Raw genomic sequence first — 17156 nt, 5'->3', positions numbered from 1 at the left:
TCAGCATAACTTTGTTTTCCTTCTAAATATTCTCGAACCACATGCAGTTTAAATGATACATCATATTTTGCCACAGCAAAACACCCCAAACGTTAGATTTTTGGTCTAACTTTTGGGGTGCACATCAAAAAGGCATGACAGGATTTTTTTACTTATTTTCTTCTTTTACGACCAAGTCCAATCGCATTTTCCATTTTCTTTAACGTTTTATTAGCCACACGAGCCGCTTTTTCAGCACCGTGATCTAAAATGTCATCGAGCTCAGGAGACTTCAAGAAATGCTCGTAACGCTCTTGAATCGGAGCTAATTCATTCACAACAACCTCGGCAAGATCCGATTTGAAATCACCATAACCTTTGCCCTCATATTTGGCCTCAAGCGCCTTCACTGATTCGCCAGTCATCGCAGAATAAATCGCCAATAAGTTCGAAATGCCAGGCTTGTTCTCTTTATCAAACTGAACAATACCAGAAGAATCCGTCACGGCACTCTTAATTTTTTTCGTAATCACATTCGGCGGGTCCAACAAGAAAATCGCATTCTTTTTATTATCATCCGATTTACTCATTTTGCGCGTCGGATCTTGCAGCGCCATCACGCGCGCGCCTTGCTCAGGTACATAAATATCCGGAACAACGAATACATCCGCATCCTCATTTTTCTTATTAAAACGCTCCGCCAAATCGCGCGTCAACTCAATATGTTGCTTCTGATCATCGCCAACCGGCACCAAATCCGTTTGATACAGCAAAATATCCGCAGCCATCAAAGGCGGATAAGTCAACAGCCCAGCGCTCACACCAGCTTTACCAGTCGATTTATCCTTAAACTGCGTCATCCGCTCCAATTCACCAATATACACATTACATTGCAAAATCCAAGCCGCCTGCGCATGTGCCGGAACCTCCGATTGAATAAATAACGTTGACTTCTCTGGATCAAGCCCAACCGCCAAATAAAGCGCAGCAAGATTACGAATGCTTTGGCGTAACTTCAAGCGGTCTTGCGGAACCGTAATCGCATGCTCATCCACGATACAATAAAAACAGTTATAATCCTCCTGAAACTGTCCAAACTGCTTCAAAGCCCCGATATAGTTCCCTAAAGTTAAATCCCCACTCGGTTGAATCCCTGAAAAAATGGTCTTTTTCATCCTAATTTCCTCCTCCATAATCAACAAAAAAACGCCCATCCCAATCGTAAAAAATAGGGACGAACGTATATCCGCGGTACCACCCTAATAAGCTAGCTCTACAATCCGAATAAATCGGCGACAAGCGCTCGCATTCTGGGAGTTTGGCGGACTTCCGGTTCTCATGTACAGTCGTACACTCCGCTTCCGGGTTCCACCAAACTCCCAGAATACAAACGCTTTCGCTCGATTTGTGTAAAGCGCAATCTATAGCTTCCAACAAGAATATATGATTTTTTAACCAGAGTTAACGGTCTAACCCGTCATTTGCTACTTCCATATTCACAAATGATGCCAAAGAACCCATTCAAGCAAGGTCGCTATCTGTTTCCACCAACCACAGACTCTCTAAAAAACGTTACCCAGCCATACTATTTTCTTTGCTAACACATTTCAATTATATAACTCCATAATACCAAGGAATAAACACCGCGTCAATGTCTTAACTGTAGTAAATCGCGAGTGCAATAAAGCTCGTTGCAAGCACTGCCAGCGAACTGAGCAAGAGACTCACATAGCCGACATTCATCAATTCAGACAACGGCACATCCGCGAATTCACTTTCCTCTTCCCGACGCATTCTCCTCGTAATTTTGCGCATGCCGGTATGTATTAAATCAAAGAAACCAGACTGCATCACATAAAGTATTAGACCTACTACAAATACAATTGCTGCCACGATAAAGGAAACATTTATATAGTAAAGTAGCGAGATATTCCAGTAAAAAGAAAGCATCAGAAAGAATATCAAAATCTCCTGAATAACTGCAAAAATGATTACACGCTTGAGCAAATATGTCACCTTCCCATCAAAAATTCTACTCTAACTCTATCATAAAAACTGTCAAATGACCATCCAGTCCAGTGATATTTAGAATAAAAATTATATTACTTTAACACGTCAAAAGACCAACGCGCGCAAGGTATTTGCATTTATGTACAAAAATAAAAGTAATCAAATTTATAAAAACTACTTTATTTTTCTGAAAAAATAGTATATAGTGATTCTACACTCTAAAGAGGGAGAGGATTAAGTTATGAAGTTGAAAAAAAGTTGGGTATTACTATTGATGCTAACAATTATGTCCGCAGTACTTGTGGCATGTGGAGGCGGCGATAGCACAAAAGACGATGTCAGCACGTCAGGCAAGAAGACGGTTAATCTAATGGAATCCGCTGAAATTCCATCGATGGACTCTAAAAAAGGAACAGACGGTGTAAGTTTTACGGCTCAAAACACTGTTTTCGAAGGTTTGTACTACCTGGATAAAGACGATCAAGTACAGCCCGGCGTTGCAAAAGAAGATCCACAAATCAATGATGACCAAACTGTATACACAATCAAACTGCGCGACGATGCTAAATGGTCAGACGGCACGCCCGTGACAGCCAATGATTTCGTATATTCATGGAGAAAAATAGTAGATCCAAAAACGGCTGCAGAGTACGCTGTCATTTTCAGTGGCGTAGTAAAAAATGCTGCTAAAATAACAGCCGGCGAAATGAAGCCCGAAGAACTAGGCGTGAAAGCAATTGACGACACAACGCTTGAAGTAACGCTAGAGCAACCCGTTCCATATTTCCATTCGCTCCTAACATTCCCAACATTCTATCCGCAAAACGAGGAATATGTTGAGAAACAAGGCGCTGACTATGCAAAAGATAGCGACCACATGATTTACAACGGCCCATTCACGATGAAAGGCTGGACAAACACAAGCAAATCATGGTCTTACGAGAAAAACAGCAAATATTGGAACAAAGGCGACATCAAGCTAGACAAAATCAATCTACAAGTTATCAAAGATCCAGGAAGCGCTGTTAACCTTTACACAACAGGCAAACTAGACCGCGCAACACTTTCTGGTGACTACGCGAAACAAAAACAAAACGATGCAGACTTCACATCAAGTTTAGATGCATTTGTATATTTCTTGAAATTTAATCAAAAACTAGATGGCAAAGCGACTATTTTTGCGAATGAAAATGTTCGTAAAGCGATTGCCACTGTTATTAATAAAGAAACAATGGTAGACACAGTCCTTGCCAATGGTTCCGAACCAATCGACGGACTAGTACCATCGAAATTCACATTCAATCCAGTAACGAAAGAAGACTTCCGTAAAGAAAATGGCGATTTAGTAACATACGACAAAGCCAAAGCACAAGAATACTGGAAAAAAGCAAAACAAGAACTTGGTCAAGATAACATCACGATTGAATTCCTAGGCGATGACCAAGAGTTCAGCAAGAAAATGGCTGAGTACATCCAAAATGAATTAGAAACAAATCTAGACGGACTAAAAATCAACATTAAAACAGTCCCATACAAATCACGTTTGAAATTGGATGAGACACAACAATATGAATTACAACTAGCACGTTGGGGCCCAGACTACCAAGATCCATCCACATTCCTAGGCGTATTCGAAACAACAAGCAGCTACAACCGTTCTAGCTACTCCAACCCAGAGTATGACAAACTGTTAAAAGAAGCAGCAACAACACTAGCAACAAAACCAGAAGAACGCTGGAATGTACTACTTCAAGCCGAAAAAATCCTTATCGAACAAGACACAGCAATCGCACCACTTTACCAAAACGGTGTAGCAGCATTGCAAAATCCGAAGATGACAGGATTCGTGACGCATTTATTCGGTGCACCATATTCGTATCAATGGATCGATATTAAATAAAGTAAAGCAGACAGAAAGCGCGCTCCGAATTCAATTTTGGGGTGCCTTTCTTCTATATTAAAACTGGAAATGAAATCCTAAATAGCCCGAATATCTAACAAAGCTAGTGAAATTTTCTGTCATTAGAGAAATTGCTAGAAACGGCATATATTAAGGGTTTGTAAAGTTTTTTTAAAAGTTTATTTATTTTTTAGTGTATTTATGTAGACAGATGACGAAAAAAAGTATATAAATAAATATAATCCTACTAAATATTAGTGGATTGCTTTTCGAGTGATTTATACTTTCAAAATTAAAATTGTTTTCGAGTACATAGTGTGTTTGAAACAGTGAAGCTTTGGGGGATATTATTTTAATCGATTTATTTATTCAGAAAACTTAATAAAAGGGAAGAGTAAATTGTAAGATAGTTTAGCTAAATAATCTCATTCGCTCAAGTACATGCAAGAAAAGCGTTGCAATAGGCTAATTGGGTTATCTTGCGGAAATTTTGCAATAACTTATAACTTTCATCCTTGTTTTCGTGTATTTCGAAAAAATAATTTACAAAGCTTAAATTTTTAGAGTATAATAGTAATCGAAATGATTTTTCTGAAAAATAAAAAAGGGAGGTTTACTAATGAAAAAATCTAAATTGTTTTTAGTTTTAGGATTAACATTAGTACTAAGCTTAGTACTGGCAGCATGTGGAGGCGGAAGCGATTCCAAATCTAGTGGAGGCTCAAAGGATTCCAAGCAAGAATTAAACTTGATGGAGTCAGCTCTTATCCCATCAGCGGATAGTACAAAAGCAGATGATGCAGTTGGATTAAACGTAATTAACCAAACAAACGAAGGTCTGTACGCACTTGATAAAGATGGTGTAGCACAACCTGCAGGCGCTACTGAGAAAGCAACAGTAAGCGACGACAAAAAAGTTTATACATTCAAACTACGTGATGATGCAACATGGTCTAACGGTGACCCAGTGACAGCACAAGATTATGTGTATTCATGGCAACGTGCCGTTGATCCAAAAACAGCAGCAACTTATTCCTACTTATTTGATGGATTAGTTCAAAATGCTTCTGAGATCATTAAAGGTGAGAAAAAACCTTCTGAATTAGGCATTAAAGCAGTCGACGATAATACACTAGAAGTAACACTGGTTCAACCAGCAGCTTACTTCGATTCATTACTAGCATTCCCAACATTCTTCCCGCTTAACCAAAAGTTTGTTGAAAGTAAAGGTGACAAATACGCTTTAGATAGCGATAGCATCCTTTACAATGGACCATTCAAATTAACAGATTGGAATGGAACAGGAAAAACTTGGGCTTTCGTACCAAACGATAAATATTGGGACAAAGACAAAGTAAAACTTGATAAAATCAACGTACAAGTAGTACAAGATCCTGGAACTAGCGTTAACTTATACAACACGAACAAACTAGACAAGGCGTTACTATCGGCTGAATACGCTGTACAAAACAAAAATAAAGACGACTATGCTGTAGAAGAAGAATCTTCTGTATTCTACATTAAATTTAACCAAGAACGTAATGGTAAGAAAACACCATTAGCGAATAAAAACATCCGTAAAGCATTGGCATTATCTGTTGATAAACAAAGCTACGTGGATACAGTACTACAAAATGGTTCTATCCCAGCAAACGGTTTAGTTCCTAAGAAATTCACATTCGATCCTAAAGATAACAAAGACTATCGTGATGAAGTTGGCGATGTTGGCGTTTATAACTTAGACGAAGCGAAAAAAGCATGGACACAAGGCTTGAAAGAGCTAGGCGTTACTTCTCTAAACCTTGAGTTTACAAGTGATGATACTGAAAATGCGAAGAAATCAAGTGAATTCTTACAAAACCAATGGGAGAAAAACCTATCAGGTCTTAAAGTAACACTTAAAAACGTACCATTCAAAATCCGTTTAGCGAATGACCAAAAACAAGATTATGACTTCTCTCTAAGCGCTTGGGGTCCTGATTATCAAGATCCATCAACATTCTTGAACTTGTTCAGAACTGGTAACACACAAAACAGAATGAGCTATTCAAATGCCGCTTACGATAAAATTATCGACCAAGCAGCAGGACCACTTGCTGGTGATACACAAGCTCGTTGGGATGAAATGCTTAAAGCTGAACCAATTCTAATTGAAGAAGATTATGCTATTCAACCACTTTACCAACGTGCGAAAGCATTCTTGCAACAACCATACGTGAAAGATCTACAAAAAAATGCGTTTGGTCCAGACTATACGTTCAAAACAACGTATATTGACGGAAAATAAGTAAACGCATATCGATTTAAGAAATGCTTGACTGTAACCTGAGAGAGTATATTCTATATACTCTCTCTTTTAATGATGAATTAGGATGCGTACATATCCAAGTGATAACCACGCTGAAATTTCAGTTTATTATGTTTGCGTTTAGAATAATCACAATGAATTTTTAGATAACTTGATGTATTTTGGTTTTCAAAGAGTGTTCTTTTATAACCAAAGTGGATTCGAGAAATTAAAAAAACAATGAATTGAGAAAACAAAGCTCGCTATGGTTGCAGGCTTATGATAAAATAAGAAAATATTCTACAAAATAAATTTTTCGGGGGGTGTAGAGATGATTAAATATGGATTGAAACGGCTCTTATATATGGTTATTACAATGTTTATTATTGCAACGGTGACATTCATTTTAATGCAATATCTACCAGGTTCACCGTATAGAAACGAAGCTAAAATGACGCCAGAACAAATTCAGATTATGAACGACCAGTATGGACTAAATGATCCAGTACCAGTGCAATATCTTCGCTACATGGGAGACTTATTACAGGGGAATCTAGGGGTATCCTTCCAATTGGATAATCGACCTGTATCTGAAATACTAGGAAATCTGATTGGCCCATCGATTACAATCGCCGTGGAAGCCATTGTTTTCGGGCTACTATTCGGTATTATACTAGGGGTTATAGCGGCCATGTTCCAGAATAAGTGGCCGGATTACACCAGTACGTTTATTGCGATACTAGGGAAATCGATACCATCTTTCGTATTCGCCGCCATGCTACAATATTGGATTGGTGCCAAACTACAATGGTTACCAGTGGCTGGATGGGGAACCTTTGAATACACCATACTGCCAGCACTCGCGCTCGCCATGTTCCCACTCGCCACAGCGGCTCGTTTTATGAGGACAGAGCTTATCGATGTATTTGGTTCGGATTATGTGTTGCTTGCAAAAGCGAAAGGGAATAACCGTGTGGAAGTTGCTTGGAAACATGCGATTCGTAATGCACTGATTCCACTTATTACTGTTATCGGTCCATTAACTGTGGCCTTGATGACTGGTTCACTTGTTATTGAAAATATCTTTGGTATTCCAGGTATCGGAAGCCAGTTTGTTTCATCTATACAAACCAATGACTATCCTGTAATCATGGGAACTACGCTACTTTTCGCAGGTATGCTTGTTTTCGTTATTCTAGTGGTAGATATTCTTTACGGATTGATTGACCCTCGTATCCGTGTGTCGGGAGGTAAATAATTATGACAGAACCAAAAATTTCAAAAGAATTATTCCAACCCGCGCATATACAAGAATCAGAACATGAGAAAATTCTCCGTCCAAGTCTGACATTTATGCAAGATTCTTGGATTCGTATCAGAAAGAATAAAGCCGCATTAGTGAGTATTATCGTGTTGGCGCTTGTTGTCATCATGGCTTTTGTTGGACCGCTTATTTCTGGATACACGTACTCAGAACAAACAACGTCTAATGCCTCACTACCACCTAAAGTTCAAGGTTTTGATAATATGCCATTTTGGAATGGTAAGCAAAACATCGGTGGGGAAGAAGTAGATGTTTATAAACAAAAAAATGTACCTGAAGGAACGTACTATTGGTTTGGGACGGATACACTTGGCCGTGACCAATTTACACGTGTGTGGAAAGGTACGCAAATATCACTATTTATCGGTTTTGTAGCGGCATTCTTTGACTTACTTGTCGGAGTAACGTACGGTATGATCTCTGGTTATTCTGGTGGTCGTGTTGATAACTTCATGCAACGTATTTTGGAAGTTGCTTCGGCGATTCCAAACTTAGTTGTAGTTATCCTCATGTTGCTCGTCCTCGATCCCGGTATCATGTCCATTATCATTGCAATCGCGATGACTAGTTGGATAACGATGGCTCGGGTTGTACGTGGACAAGTTTTGAAATTGAAAGATCAAGAGTTTGTCTTAGCTTCTAAAACGCTTGGTGGTTCGACGCCGAGTATTTTATTCAAGCATTTGCTACCCAACGTATCGGGTGTTATTATCATCAACGTTATGTTTAGTATTCCAAGTGCGATTTTCTTCGAGGCCTTCTTAGGATTTATCGGATTAGGTATTCCTGCACCACAGGCATCGCTTGGAACGCTTATCAGTGAAGGGTACAAGACGCTACAAGTATTGCCATATATGGTTCTTTATCCAACGCTCGTACTATGTATTATCATGATTGCATTTAACTTAATTGCTGACGGCTTACGTGATGCGTTTGATCCGAAAATGCGTGATTAAAGGTGAGGTGAGGAAAAATGGAAAAACTATTAGAAGTAAAAGACCTGCATATCTCGTTTCATACGTATGCTGGTGAAGTAAAAGCAATTCGTGGCGTGAGCTTTGATCTTATTAAAGGCGAGACGTTAGCCATCGTTGGTGAGTCTGGTTCGGGTAAATCCGTAACGACAAAGTCCATCATGCGCCTATTGCCTGAAAGCAACTCCAAAATTAAATCAGGAGAAATCCTATTTAACGGTATAGATATCGCGAAAGCATCTGAAAAACAAATGCAAAAAATTCGTGGTAAAGAAATTTCGATGATTTTCCAAGATCCGATGACCTCATTAAATCCAACAATGACCATCGGCAAACAAATTGCAGAACCGATCATCAAACACCAAAAAATCGGTAAAAAAGAGGCCTTGAAAACAGCGCTTCGGTTGCTTCAATTGGTTGGTATTCCAAATGCAGAAGAACGTTTAAAACAATATCCGCATCAGTTTTCGGGTGGTATGCGTCAACGTGTTGTTATCGCGATTTCGCTTGCTTGTAATCCGCAAATCCTGATTGCCGATGAGCCAACAACGGCCCTCGATGTTACGATTCAAGCGCAAATTTTGGACTTGATGAAAGATTTGCAGAAGAAGATTGATACGTCGATTATCTTCATTACACATGACCTTGGTGTTGTAGCGAATGTGGCGGATCGTGTAGCCGTTATGTATGGCGGTAAAATTGTTGAAATCGGAACTGTGGATGAGATTTTCTACAATCCGCAACATCCGTACACGTGGGGACTTATTAGTTCGATGCCAACGTTGGATACGGAAGAGGAAGAACTGTTTGTTATTCCTGGTACGCCTCCTGATTTGCTTGATCCTCCAAAAGGGGACGCTTTTGCGGCTCGTAATAGATACGCGATGCAAATCGATTTAGAACAAGAACCACCGATGTATAAAGTCTCTGACACGCATTATGCAGCCACTTGGTTATTGCATCCTGATGCACCAGAGGTTACGCCTCCTGATGCCGTATTACGTCGTCAAGAGCAATTTGCAACGGATCATCCCGGTATGCAAGCTGTTCACGCGAAGGGGGTTGAAGTAGATGGCTGAAAAACTACTCGAAATTAAGAATTTAAAGCAATATTTTAATAAAGGTAAAGCAAGCGAAGTCCGCGCTGTAGATGGTATTTCTTTTGACATCTATAAAGGGGAAACGCTTGGTCTTGTAGGCGAGTCTGGTTGTGGTAAATCGACAACTGGGCGTACGATTATCCGTCTATATGACGCAACCGATGGCGAAGTGCTTTACGATGGTGTCAATGTACATGGTCGTAAATCACGGACAGAAATGCATGAGTTCCGCCGCAAAATGCAAATGATTTTCCAAGATCCATATGCATCGTTAAATCCGCGTATGAAAGTCAAGGATATTATTGCAGAGGGTATTCGTATTCACGGCTTGGCAAAAACACCATCTGAGCTTACGAATCAAGTCTATGAATTGCTGGAGACGGTTGGTTTGAGCAAGGAACACGCTGGTCGTTATCCACATGAATTCTCTGGTGGTCAACGTCAACGTATCGGGATTGCTCGTGCGCTTGCTGTACAACCAGAATTCATCATTGCCGATGAGCCGATTTCTGCCTTGGACGTTTCGATTCAAGCACAAGTCGTCAATCTACTAAAACAATTGCAAAAAGAAAAAGGCCTGACATATCTGTTTATCGCGCATGATTTGTCGATGGTTAAATATATTAGTGATCGTATCGGCGTTATGTATTTCGGTAAATTGGTGGAATTGGCACCAGCTGACGACTTATATCGCGCACCATTACATGCGTATACGGAATCATTACTTTCTGCGATTCCACTACCTGATCCTAACTATGAGCGCACTCGTATCCGTAAAACATACGATCCAGCGATTCATAATTATACAGGAAATGAAGATTTACAGATGCGTGAAATCGCGCCAGGACATTTTGTGTATTGTTCCCCTGAAGAAGTAGCAACTTATCAGGAGAAACATGCCAAGTTGACTGCCGATGCTGCTGCAACTGTCGAATAATAATTTGGAGCCATCCTGGTTTTCGGGGTGGCTTTTCCAATGGCATTCTAACAAAATTCTCATCAAATTCTCATGTAAAGGCTTATATTTTCATCGGATTCTAGTTTTAAAGCGGTATAGTAAGGGTAACATACATATAACGAGCAACTTTCAATCTGTGTGAGTTGGATAACTTTTTTTGAAATAGTGTGTTGCTTTTTGCTATTTTGGTGTATAATGAAAGTAGGTCTTAAAAGAGATCGTTTCCAATAGATATATTGTTAGGAAATTCGTTACATTGAATGAAACAATAAACCAATAAGGAGTGTGAATGTCTAATGGTAACGTTATACACTTCACCAAGTTGCACGTCTTGTCGTAAGGCTCGTGCATGGCTAGAGGAACATGATATCCCGTACAAAGAGAGAAACATTTTCTCGGAGCCACTAAGTTTAGGCGAAATTAAAGAAATTTTACGAATGACAGAGGATGGTACGGATGAGATTATTTCCACACGTTCTAAGACATTCCAAAAATTAAATGTGGATTTAGATAGTTTACCGCTTCAAGAATTGTTTGAACTAATCCAAAAAAATCCAGGTTTGCTACGTCGCCCAATTATTATTGACGAGAAGCGTTTGCAAGTAGGCTATAACGAAGATGAAATTCGTCGTTTCCTACCACGTCGCGTTCGGACGTATCAATTGCGTGAAGCTCAAAAACTGGTTAATTAATCTTATTTGGACTACCAATGCTTTTTTAGGTATTGGTAGTTTTTTTGGAGCAGATTAGGGTTTTCATGGATTATTATCATAATTTTTTTATAAATATAGGCTTTTTTGAGGGAATTGGGAGTTTCTACTCTTGAATTCTGGGTAAATATAGGCTAAGATAGTATTCTTCAATCAAATAGTGGCTTTTAGCGAAATCAATTATTAGCCCTTTTTTTTGAATTAGGCTACAATGATACTAACAACAAATGAATTACCCTTCATTGTCAATGTTGAAGATGGAAGGGAGAGTGTGTGACGATGGAAATTGAACGTATTAATGAGAATACCATAAAGTTTTATATCTCTTATATGGATTTGGAAGAACGCGGTTTTAATCATGAAGAAATTTGGTATGACCGTGAGAAGAGCGAGGAGCTTTTCTGGGATATGATGGACGAACTTAAGTATGAAGACGAGTTCTCTCCTGATGGACCACTCTGGATTCAGGTACAGGCTTTGAAGCACGGTTTAGAAGTGCTAGTTACGAAGGCTAACCTAGGTAAAGGTGAATCTGGCTTTGAGATTAACATGGATCAAGCCGATGAGCTAGCCGAGGAACGTATTGAGAAACTGCTAGAAGAACATTTTACCCCTGCCAAGATTACGGAGGGCGGGGATGATGATACGTTAGAATTTATTTTGCAGTTCCGCGAATTTGAGGACTTGATTACCTTGTCTAAAGCGACTGGGCTTGATCAGTTATCAACGAAACTGTACCACTATAAAGATAACTATTATCTTTATGTGGAGTTTCCTGAAGCGAAATTTGATGAAAAAAACATTGACAATGTAGTCAGTATTTTATTAGAGTATGGCGATGAAACGAATTTAACGGGGTATGTCCTTGATGAATATGCCAAAGTTATTTTTGATGACCCTGCCTTGCCACAAGTAAAGAAATATTTTAACTAAAAAAGCTTTTTGGGCTCGATTTGCGCTGTGAAAAACACGTGAATCGAGTCTTTTTGCGTTTTTGGAAGAAGAGGGAGGAATTGCGGAAGATTGGGCGAATATAGTTAGTATACAGACCTAGAGAGGCAGTGAAAATTATGTTTACCGCAAAAGATCAGAATGGACGAGATGTTGTTGTAACACGGGGAAATGTGGCTTTTTTGAAAGCAAGAAGGGATCAATATACGTGTGGATGTTGCGCGGAACGGCTGATTTTGAAGGCTGGCGAGATTAATATGCCTCATTTTGCGCATCTGGCTTCCAGTAAGTGTCGATTTGCTTCAGAAGGTGAATCGGAGCGGCATTTGAGCGGAAAAAAGTATTTTTTGGAGTGGCTGATTTTGCAGGATCGTCAGGCGGATGTAGAAGTGTATCTACGCGATATAAAGCGACAGGCGGATATTCTTGTGGATGGGCGTACTGTGATCGAATATCAGTGTTCTACGGTGCCTGTGCAGGAGTTGCGGCAGAGAACCGAGGATTATCATATGGCGGGGCTTTGCGTGCACTGGATTCTAGGACAGGATATACGGATGCTGAAAGGGAGGTATTATTTAACGGCTTTTCAGCAGGCTTTTATTAAGCAAGCGCCGAATTTGGGGTATTATTTGATGCAGTATTTGCCGGAAGTGAATCGTTGGACGGTATTATATCATATTACGATGGATACGACGAATCGTTTTTATGCGCGGGCGATGACGTTTGATGGGCGTGTTGGGGTGAGCGTGATTAAGAAGGCGTTAGAACGGATTAAGTATGCGACTTTTTATGTGAAGCGGGATTTGGCATTTGAGAGGCAGAAACAGTGCTATTTTTATACGCGGTTTAAGAAGCAGAGTGGTTTTTTGAAGGATGTGTATGAGCAGGGGTATTATTTGCAGCATTTGCCGATGGAAGTTGGTGTTTCGTTGCCGATGCAATTTAGAGTGAAGACGCCGGCAATGGAATGGCAGTTTTATTTGTGGAACCTATTTTTCCGGACACTGGGGGTTGGAGATTCATTTGGGATGGCTAGTGTGCTACCGATTTTTGAGAAACAGGTTGTTCGGATGCCTTTGATTTGGGACGAGGATCGGGAGGGGCTTTGTTTAGCTTATTTGCAATTTCTTTGTAAGCAGGGAATTTTGCGTACAAATGCGGCTGATAGTTATACGATGATGCGGCAGATGACAGAATTGGTGAATGAGGAGGCGCGCTTTTTGGATGTTTGATTTTTGCAATTTTAATGGGATTAGCTCATAATGAATGAAAAAGTAATTATTGGAGGTATAGGATTTATGAGTGAGAATAAAGTAGCTGCATTGCCAACGCGGGAAGAAGTGCCAGTAAGTGCAACATGGGATTTAACGACGATTTTTAAAGATGATGCTGCGTGGGAGGCCGATTTTGCGCAGTTGAAGGATAAAGTGAAGGAAGGCAAGGCGTTTCAAGGTAAGCTTGGCGATAGCAGTGATAGTTTGTTGCAAGCGTTGCGTTATCGCGATGAATTGTATGATCGCTTAGGAAATCTGTATGTTTATGCGCATTTAAAGCAAGATCAGGACACGACAAATACGACATATCAGGGATTAAATAGTCGCGCGGGAAGCCTGTTGACGGAAGCTTCGGCGGCGATTTCTTATTTTGAACCAGAGATATTGGCGATAGATGAGGCGAAATTGAAGGGTTTTATCGCGGAGAATAAGGATTTGCAGCTGTACTCGCATTTGTTGGAAGAAGTGAATTTGAATCGTCCGTATGTGCTTTCTGAGAAGGAAGAGGCTTTGCTTGCTCAGGCGGGTGAGGTTTTAGGGAATGCTTCGCGGACGTATAGTATTTTAAATAATGCGGACATGAAGTTTCCAGTGATTGAGGATGAGAACGGCAATCAGGTGGAGATTACGCATGGTCGCTATGGCAAGATGATGGAAGGGAAGAATCGGGATGTTCGTAAAGCCGCGTTTAAAGGGATGTATAGTGCTTATGATGGCTTGAAGAACACGTTGGCAACGACGTTAACGGGGCAAGTGAAGAAGGGGAATTTCTATGCGAAGGTGCATGGTTATGAGTCTGCGCGCCATGCAGCATTGTTTGGGAACCATATTCCGGAGGCTGTCTATGATTCGTTGGTAGAGGCTGTGAATAATCATTTGCCGCTATTACAGCGTTATGTCGGGCTTCGCAAAGAGTTGTTGAGTCTGGATGAATTGCGTATGTATGATATGTATACACCGCTTTCAACGGATGTGCATTTAGCGTTTACGTATGAGGAAGCGAAGGATATTGTTTTGAATGGTTTGGCGCCGCTTGGAGAGGAATATCAAGCTATCTTGAAAGAGGCGTTTGATAATCGCTGGATTGATGTCGTGGAGAACAAAGGGAAACGTAGTGGGGCTTATTCTTCTGGCGCATATAGTACGAATCCGTATATTTTGATGAACTGGCAGGATACGATTGATAATGTGTTTACGTTGGCGCATGAGTTAGGCCATAGTGTGCATAGTTATTATACGCGCAAAAATCAGCCGTTTGTTTATGGGGATTATTCGATATTCTTGGCCGAGGTGGCTTCGACAACGAATGAGAATTTATTGACGGATTATATGTTGAAGAAATATGATGATCCGAAAGTGCGTGCGTATTTATTGAATCATTATTTGGATGGATTTAAAGGAACGGTATTCCGCCAAACGCAATTTGCTGAATTTGAGCATTTTATTTATCAAGCAGATCAGAAAGGCGAGGCTTTGACGGCGGAGTTCTTGACGGAGAATTATTTTGCGATGAATGAGAAATATTATGGCAGTGAGATTGTGTATGATGAGGAGATTGGGCTTGAATGGTCACGTATTCCGCATTTTTATATGAATTATTATGTGTTCCAATATGCAACAGGATTTAGTGCAGCATCGGCGCTTAGTGATCGTATTTTGCATGGTGGTGCTGAGGCTGTTGAGAAATATCGGGCTTTCTTGAAAGCAGGAAGTTCTGATTTTCCGATTGAAGTGTTGAAAAAAGCTGGTGTGGATATGACGACGGCTAAGCCAGTGACGGATGCGTTGAAGGTATTTGAGCAACGGTTGAATGAGCTGGAGAAGTTGGTTAAATAGTACTTGTTTGTGAAAATTAGCAGATTTAGAAAATAAATTTATATTTTTATTAGTGATAAAGTAGGGTTCTTAAATGAGAATCCTATTTTATTATTTATGACATAGAAAACCTTATTTTGTTATTTAATTGGTTTTAGGGTGAGGAAAACGCGGGTTTTATGGGGAATTTATGTAGATATGCGAGTTATTCTTTATTAATGTCTATTTTTATTTGCGAATGAGGATTATCTGGATGGAAATGAAAAGAGGTATTATAAAAATAAAGTTTGTGAAATATTGAATTATTGATTTAGATGTGGTATATTATTGACGTGAAATAAATCACAATACAAATACCCCCTTTATTTGATTGTGTGAATTTCTCCTTTTGATTGCGCTGAGAAAAGCCGTAGCCTTGTGTTGCGGCTTTTTTCGATTTTAAAGAAGCAAAAATCCAGAGTTGCTCTATTTTTGAGAGGACTCTGGATTTTTTTGTTAGCCTATTCCTGAGAGGGTTTGGATGATTAGCTGGATGTTGAGGATGCTCAGGACAACGGTTATGACCCATGCTAGAATCGTGACCCATAGGTGGTTTTTGAAATCGCCCATTAGTTTTTTGCTGCTGGTGAAGATGGTGAGTGGGATCATGGAGAATGGTAGGGCGATACTTAGGAATACTTGGGTGTAGATTAGGAGTTGCTCGACTGCGTTTTCTTGGTCGCCGTATATTACAATGCAGATGATGACTGGGATGATGGCGAGTACTCGTGTGATAAGTCGGCGAATCCAGACGGGTAGTTTCATATGGATGAAGCCTTCCATGACGATTTGACCGGTTAGTGTGCCTGTGATCGTGGCGTTTTGTCCGGATGCGAGTAGGGCGACAGCGAAGAGTACGCTGAGGACGGGACTCGCGATGGCGCCAACGATGGTGTTATTTTGTAAGGCGTCGTAGAGTTGTGTGAATTGGCCTAGGTTGCTGGTGTCTTGACCGAAGAATAGGGCCGCGCCGAGTATGAGTAGTAGGCAGTTGACGACGAATGCTGCGGTTAGCTGGATGTTGGAGTCGATGGTCGAAAACTTGATGGCTTCTTTGAGTGATTTTTTGTCGTTGCGGTCGTATTTTCTGGCTTGGACAATGGATGAGTGTAAGTATAGGTTATGCGGCATAACGGTCGCGCCGATGATACCGAGTGCTAGGAATAGTGCGCCTTTGTCTGTGATGACTTGTTTTTGTGGGATGAAGCCGCCGAGCATGTCGGACATGTTTGGATCGGATAGGATGACTTCGTATAGAAAAATCACAAGAACGGTGATGATGAGCGTGACGACGATGGCTTCGATTTTTCGGAAGCCGAATTTGGCTAGTACGAGAAGTAGGAAGACGTCAAGCACGGTGATGATGACGCCGAGTATGAGTGGTATGCCAAATAGAAGGTTTAGGGCTACGGCGCTACCGATGACTTCGGCGATATCCGTGGCCATGATGGCGAGTTCGGCTACGATCCACAGGGCAAAGCCGCCTTTTTTTCCGGTTTTTAAACGGGTGGCTTGGGCTAGGTCAAGGCCGGTGACGATGCCGAGTCTTGCGCACATGCTTTGTAGTAACATGGCGATGAGGCTGGACATCAGGATGACGCTTAGTAGCAGATAGCCGTATTGTGAACCGCCTTGGATGGATGTGATCCAGTTACCGGGATCCATGTAACCAACTGCGACGAGTGCGCCGGGGCCTGAGTAGGCGATGAGTTTACGCCAGAATCCGCCGTTTTTGGGGATGCTGACACTATTATTTATTTCTCCCAAACTTGAACCGTTGGGTGGGGTATGTTGGATTATTTTTTGTTTTTCTTTTTTATCAGTCATAGTCAAAA

13 protein-coding genes and 1 other annotated feature are annotated in these 17156 nt (G+C 40.6%); of the genes, 10 read left to right on the top strand and 3 right to left on the bottom strand.

Annotated features, from left to right (window positions below):
- Nucleotides 1-152 precede the first annotated feature (152 nt).
- The gene (gene trpS / locus DUK53_RS13500) at nt 153-1154 is read right to left on the bottom strand and encodes a tryptophan--tRNA ligase (RefSeq protein ID WP_036094813.1); all 1002 of its coding nucleotides are present in this window, start codon (nt 1152-1154) and stop codon (nt 153-155) included.
- 52 nt (nt 1155-1206) lie between these two features.
- Nucleotides 1207-1587: a binding site (T-box leader), on the bottom strand.
- 48 nt (nt 1588-1635) lie between these two features.
- Entirely contained in the window at nt 1636-1986 is a 351-nt protein-coding gene (locus DUK53_RS13495; RefSeq protein ID WP_036094814.1) for a DUF3899 domain-containing protein, read from the bottom strand.
- Between the two features lie 244 nt (nt 1987-2230).
- Between DUK53_RS13495 and DUK53_RS13490 the strand changes: the two genes are divergently transcribed.
- The 10 genes from DUK53_RS13490 to pepF all read left to right on the top strand — a co-directional run bounded on the left by DUK53_RS13490 (nt 2231) and on the right by pepF (nt 15303).
- Nucleotides 2231-3889, top strand: a complete 1659-nt coding sequence (locus DUK53_RS13490) for a peptide ABC transporter substrate-binding protein (RefSeq protein ID WP_036094815.1) — start codon at nt 2231-2233, stop codon at nt 3887-3889.
- A 619-nt stretch (nt 3890-4508) separates the two neighbouring features.
- The gene (locus DUK53_RS13485; RefSeq protein WP_036133643.1) at nt 4509-6176 is read left to right on the top strand and encodes a peptide ABC transporter substrate-binding protein; all 1668 of its coding nucleotides are present in this window, start codon (nt 4509-4511) and stop codon (nt 6174-6176) included.
- Between the two features lie 331 nt (nt 6177-6507).
- Complete coding sequence (gene opp3b, locus DUK53_RS13480; RefSeq protein WP_036094817.1) at nt 6508-7434, top strand: oligopeptide ABC transporter permease; 927 nt, start codon at nt 6508-6510, stop codon at nt 7432-7434.
- A gap of 2 nt (nt 7435-7436) precedes the next feature.
- Nucleotides 7437-8456, top strand: coding sequence for an oligopeptide ABC transporter permease (gene opp3C / locus DUK53_RS13475; RefSeq protein WP_036094818.1), 1020 nt, complete (start codon nt 7437-7439; stop codon nt 8454-8456).
- Between the two features lie 17 nt (nt 8457-8473).
- Complete coding sequence (locus DUK53_RS13470) at nt 8474-9553, top strand: ABC transporter ATP-binding protein (RefSeq protein WP_036094819.1); 1080 nt, start codon at nt 8474-8476, stop codon at nt 9551-9553.
- Nucleotides 9546-10511, top strand: coding sequence for an ABC transporter ATP-binding protein (locus DUK53_RS13465; protein ID WP_036094821.1), 966 nt, complete (start codon nt 9546-9548; stop codon nt 10509-10511). Before DUK53_RS13470 ends, DUK53_RS13465 begins: the two co-directional genes overlap by 8 nt.
- A 317-nt stretch (nt 10512-10828) precedes the next feature.
- Complete coding sequence (gene spxA / locus DUK53_RS13460) at nt 10829-11224, top strand: transcriptional regulator SpxA (protein ID WP_036059428.1); 396 nt, start codon at nt 10829-10831, stop codon at nt 11222-11224.
- A 297-nt stretch (nt 11225-11521) separates the two neighbouring features.
- The gene (mecA, locus tag DUK53_RS13455; RefSeq protein ID WP_036094822.1) at nt 11522-12175 is read left to right on the top strand and encodes an adaptor protein MecA; all 654 of its coding nucleotides are present in this window, start codon (nt 11522-11524) and stop codon (nt 12173-12175) included.
- A 137-nt stretch (nt 12176-12312) separates the two neighbouring features.
- Nucleotides 12313-13425 (top strand): competence protein CoiA family protein, encoded by a 1113-nt coding sequence (locus DUK53_RS13450; RefSeq protein WP_052165088.1) that lies wholly within the window; start codon nt 12313-12315, stop codon nt 13423-13425.
- Nucleotides 13426-13491: 66 nt separating this feature from the next.
- A complete protein-coding gene (gene pepF / locus DUK53_RS13445; protein ID WP_036133648.1) occupies nt 13492-15303 on the top strand; it encodes an oligoendopeptidase F in 1812 nt (603 codons plus the stop codon).
- Between the two features lie 474 nt (nt 15304-15777).
- Here pepF and DUK53_RS13440 read toward each other — a convergent pair whose 3' ends face one another.
- Complete coding sequence (locus DUK53_RS13440) at nt 15778-17148, bottom strand: Nramp family divalent metal transporter (protein WP_124892808.1); 1371 nt, start codon at nt 17146-17148, stop codon at nt 15778-15780.
- Nucleotides 17149-17156: the final 8 nt, after the last annotated feature.

This window comes from Listeria sp. SHR_NRA_18 (assembly GCF_003856515.1).
GTDB classification, from domain to species: Bacteria; Bacillota; Bacilli; order Lactobacillales; family Listeriaceae; genus Listeria_A; species Listeria_A newyorkensis.
Note: the sequence above shows the minus strand (reverse complement) of the source record. Positions and strands in the feature narration are given on the sequence as shown.

Excerpts from the sequence above, each read along its gene's own strand:
- trpS (WP_036094813.1), bottom strand. The coding sequence starts at position 1,154 with ATGAAAAAGACCATTTTTTCAGGGATTCAACCGAGTGGGGATTTAACT.
- DUK53_RS13490 (WP_036094815.1), top strand. The coding sequence starts at position 2,231 with ATGAAGTTGAAAAAAAGTTGGGTATTACTATTGATGCTAACAATTATG.
- DUK53_RS13485 (WP_036133643.1), top strand. The coding sequence starts at position 4,509 with ATGAAAAAATCTAAATTGTTTTTAGTTTTAGGATTAACATTAGTACTA.
- opp3b (WP_036094817.1), top strand. The coding sequence starts at position 6,508 with ATGATTAAATATGGATTGAAACGGCTCTTATATATGGTTATTACAATG.
- opp3C (WP_036094818.1), top strand. The coding sequence starts at position 7,437 with ATGACAGAACCAAAAATTTCAAAAGAATTATTCCAACCCGCGCATATA.
- DUK53_RS13470 (WP_036094819.1), top strand. The coding sequence starts at position 8,474 with ATGGAAAAACTATTAGAAGTAAAAGACCTGCATATCTCGTTTCATACG.
- DUK53_RS13465 (WP_036094821.1), top strand. The coding sequence starts at position 9,546 with ATGGCTGAAAAACTACTCGAAATTAAGAATTTAAAGCAATATTTTAAT.
- spxA (WP_036059428.1), top strand. The coding sequence starts at position 10,829 with ATGGTAACGTTATACACTTCACCAAGTTGCACGTCTTGTCGTAAGGCT.
- mecA (WP_036094822.1), top strand. The coding sequence starts at position 11,522 with ATGGAAATTGAACGTATTAATGAGAATACCATAAAGTTTTATATCTCT.
- DUK53_RS13450 (WP_052165088.1), top strand. The coding sequence starts at position 12,313 with ATGTTTACCGCAAAAGATCAGAATGGACGAGATGTTGTTGTAACACGG.
- pepF (WP_036133648.1), top strand. The coding sequence starts at position 13,492 with ATGAGTGAGAATAAAGTAGCTGCATTGCCAACGCGGGAAGAAGTGCCA.
- DUK53_RS13440 (WP_124892808.1), bottom strand. The coding sequence starts at position 17,148 with ATGACTGATAAAAAAGAAAAACAAAAAATAATCCAACATACCCCACCC.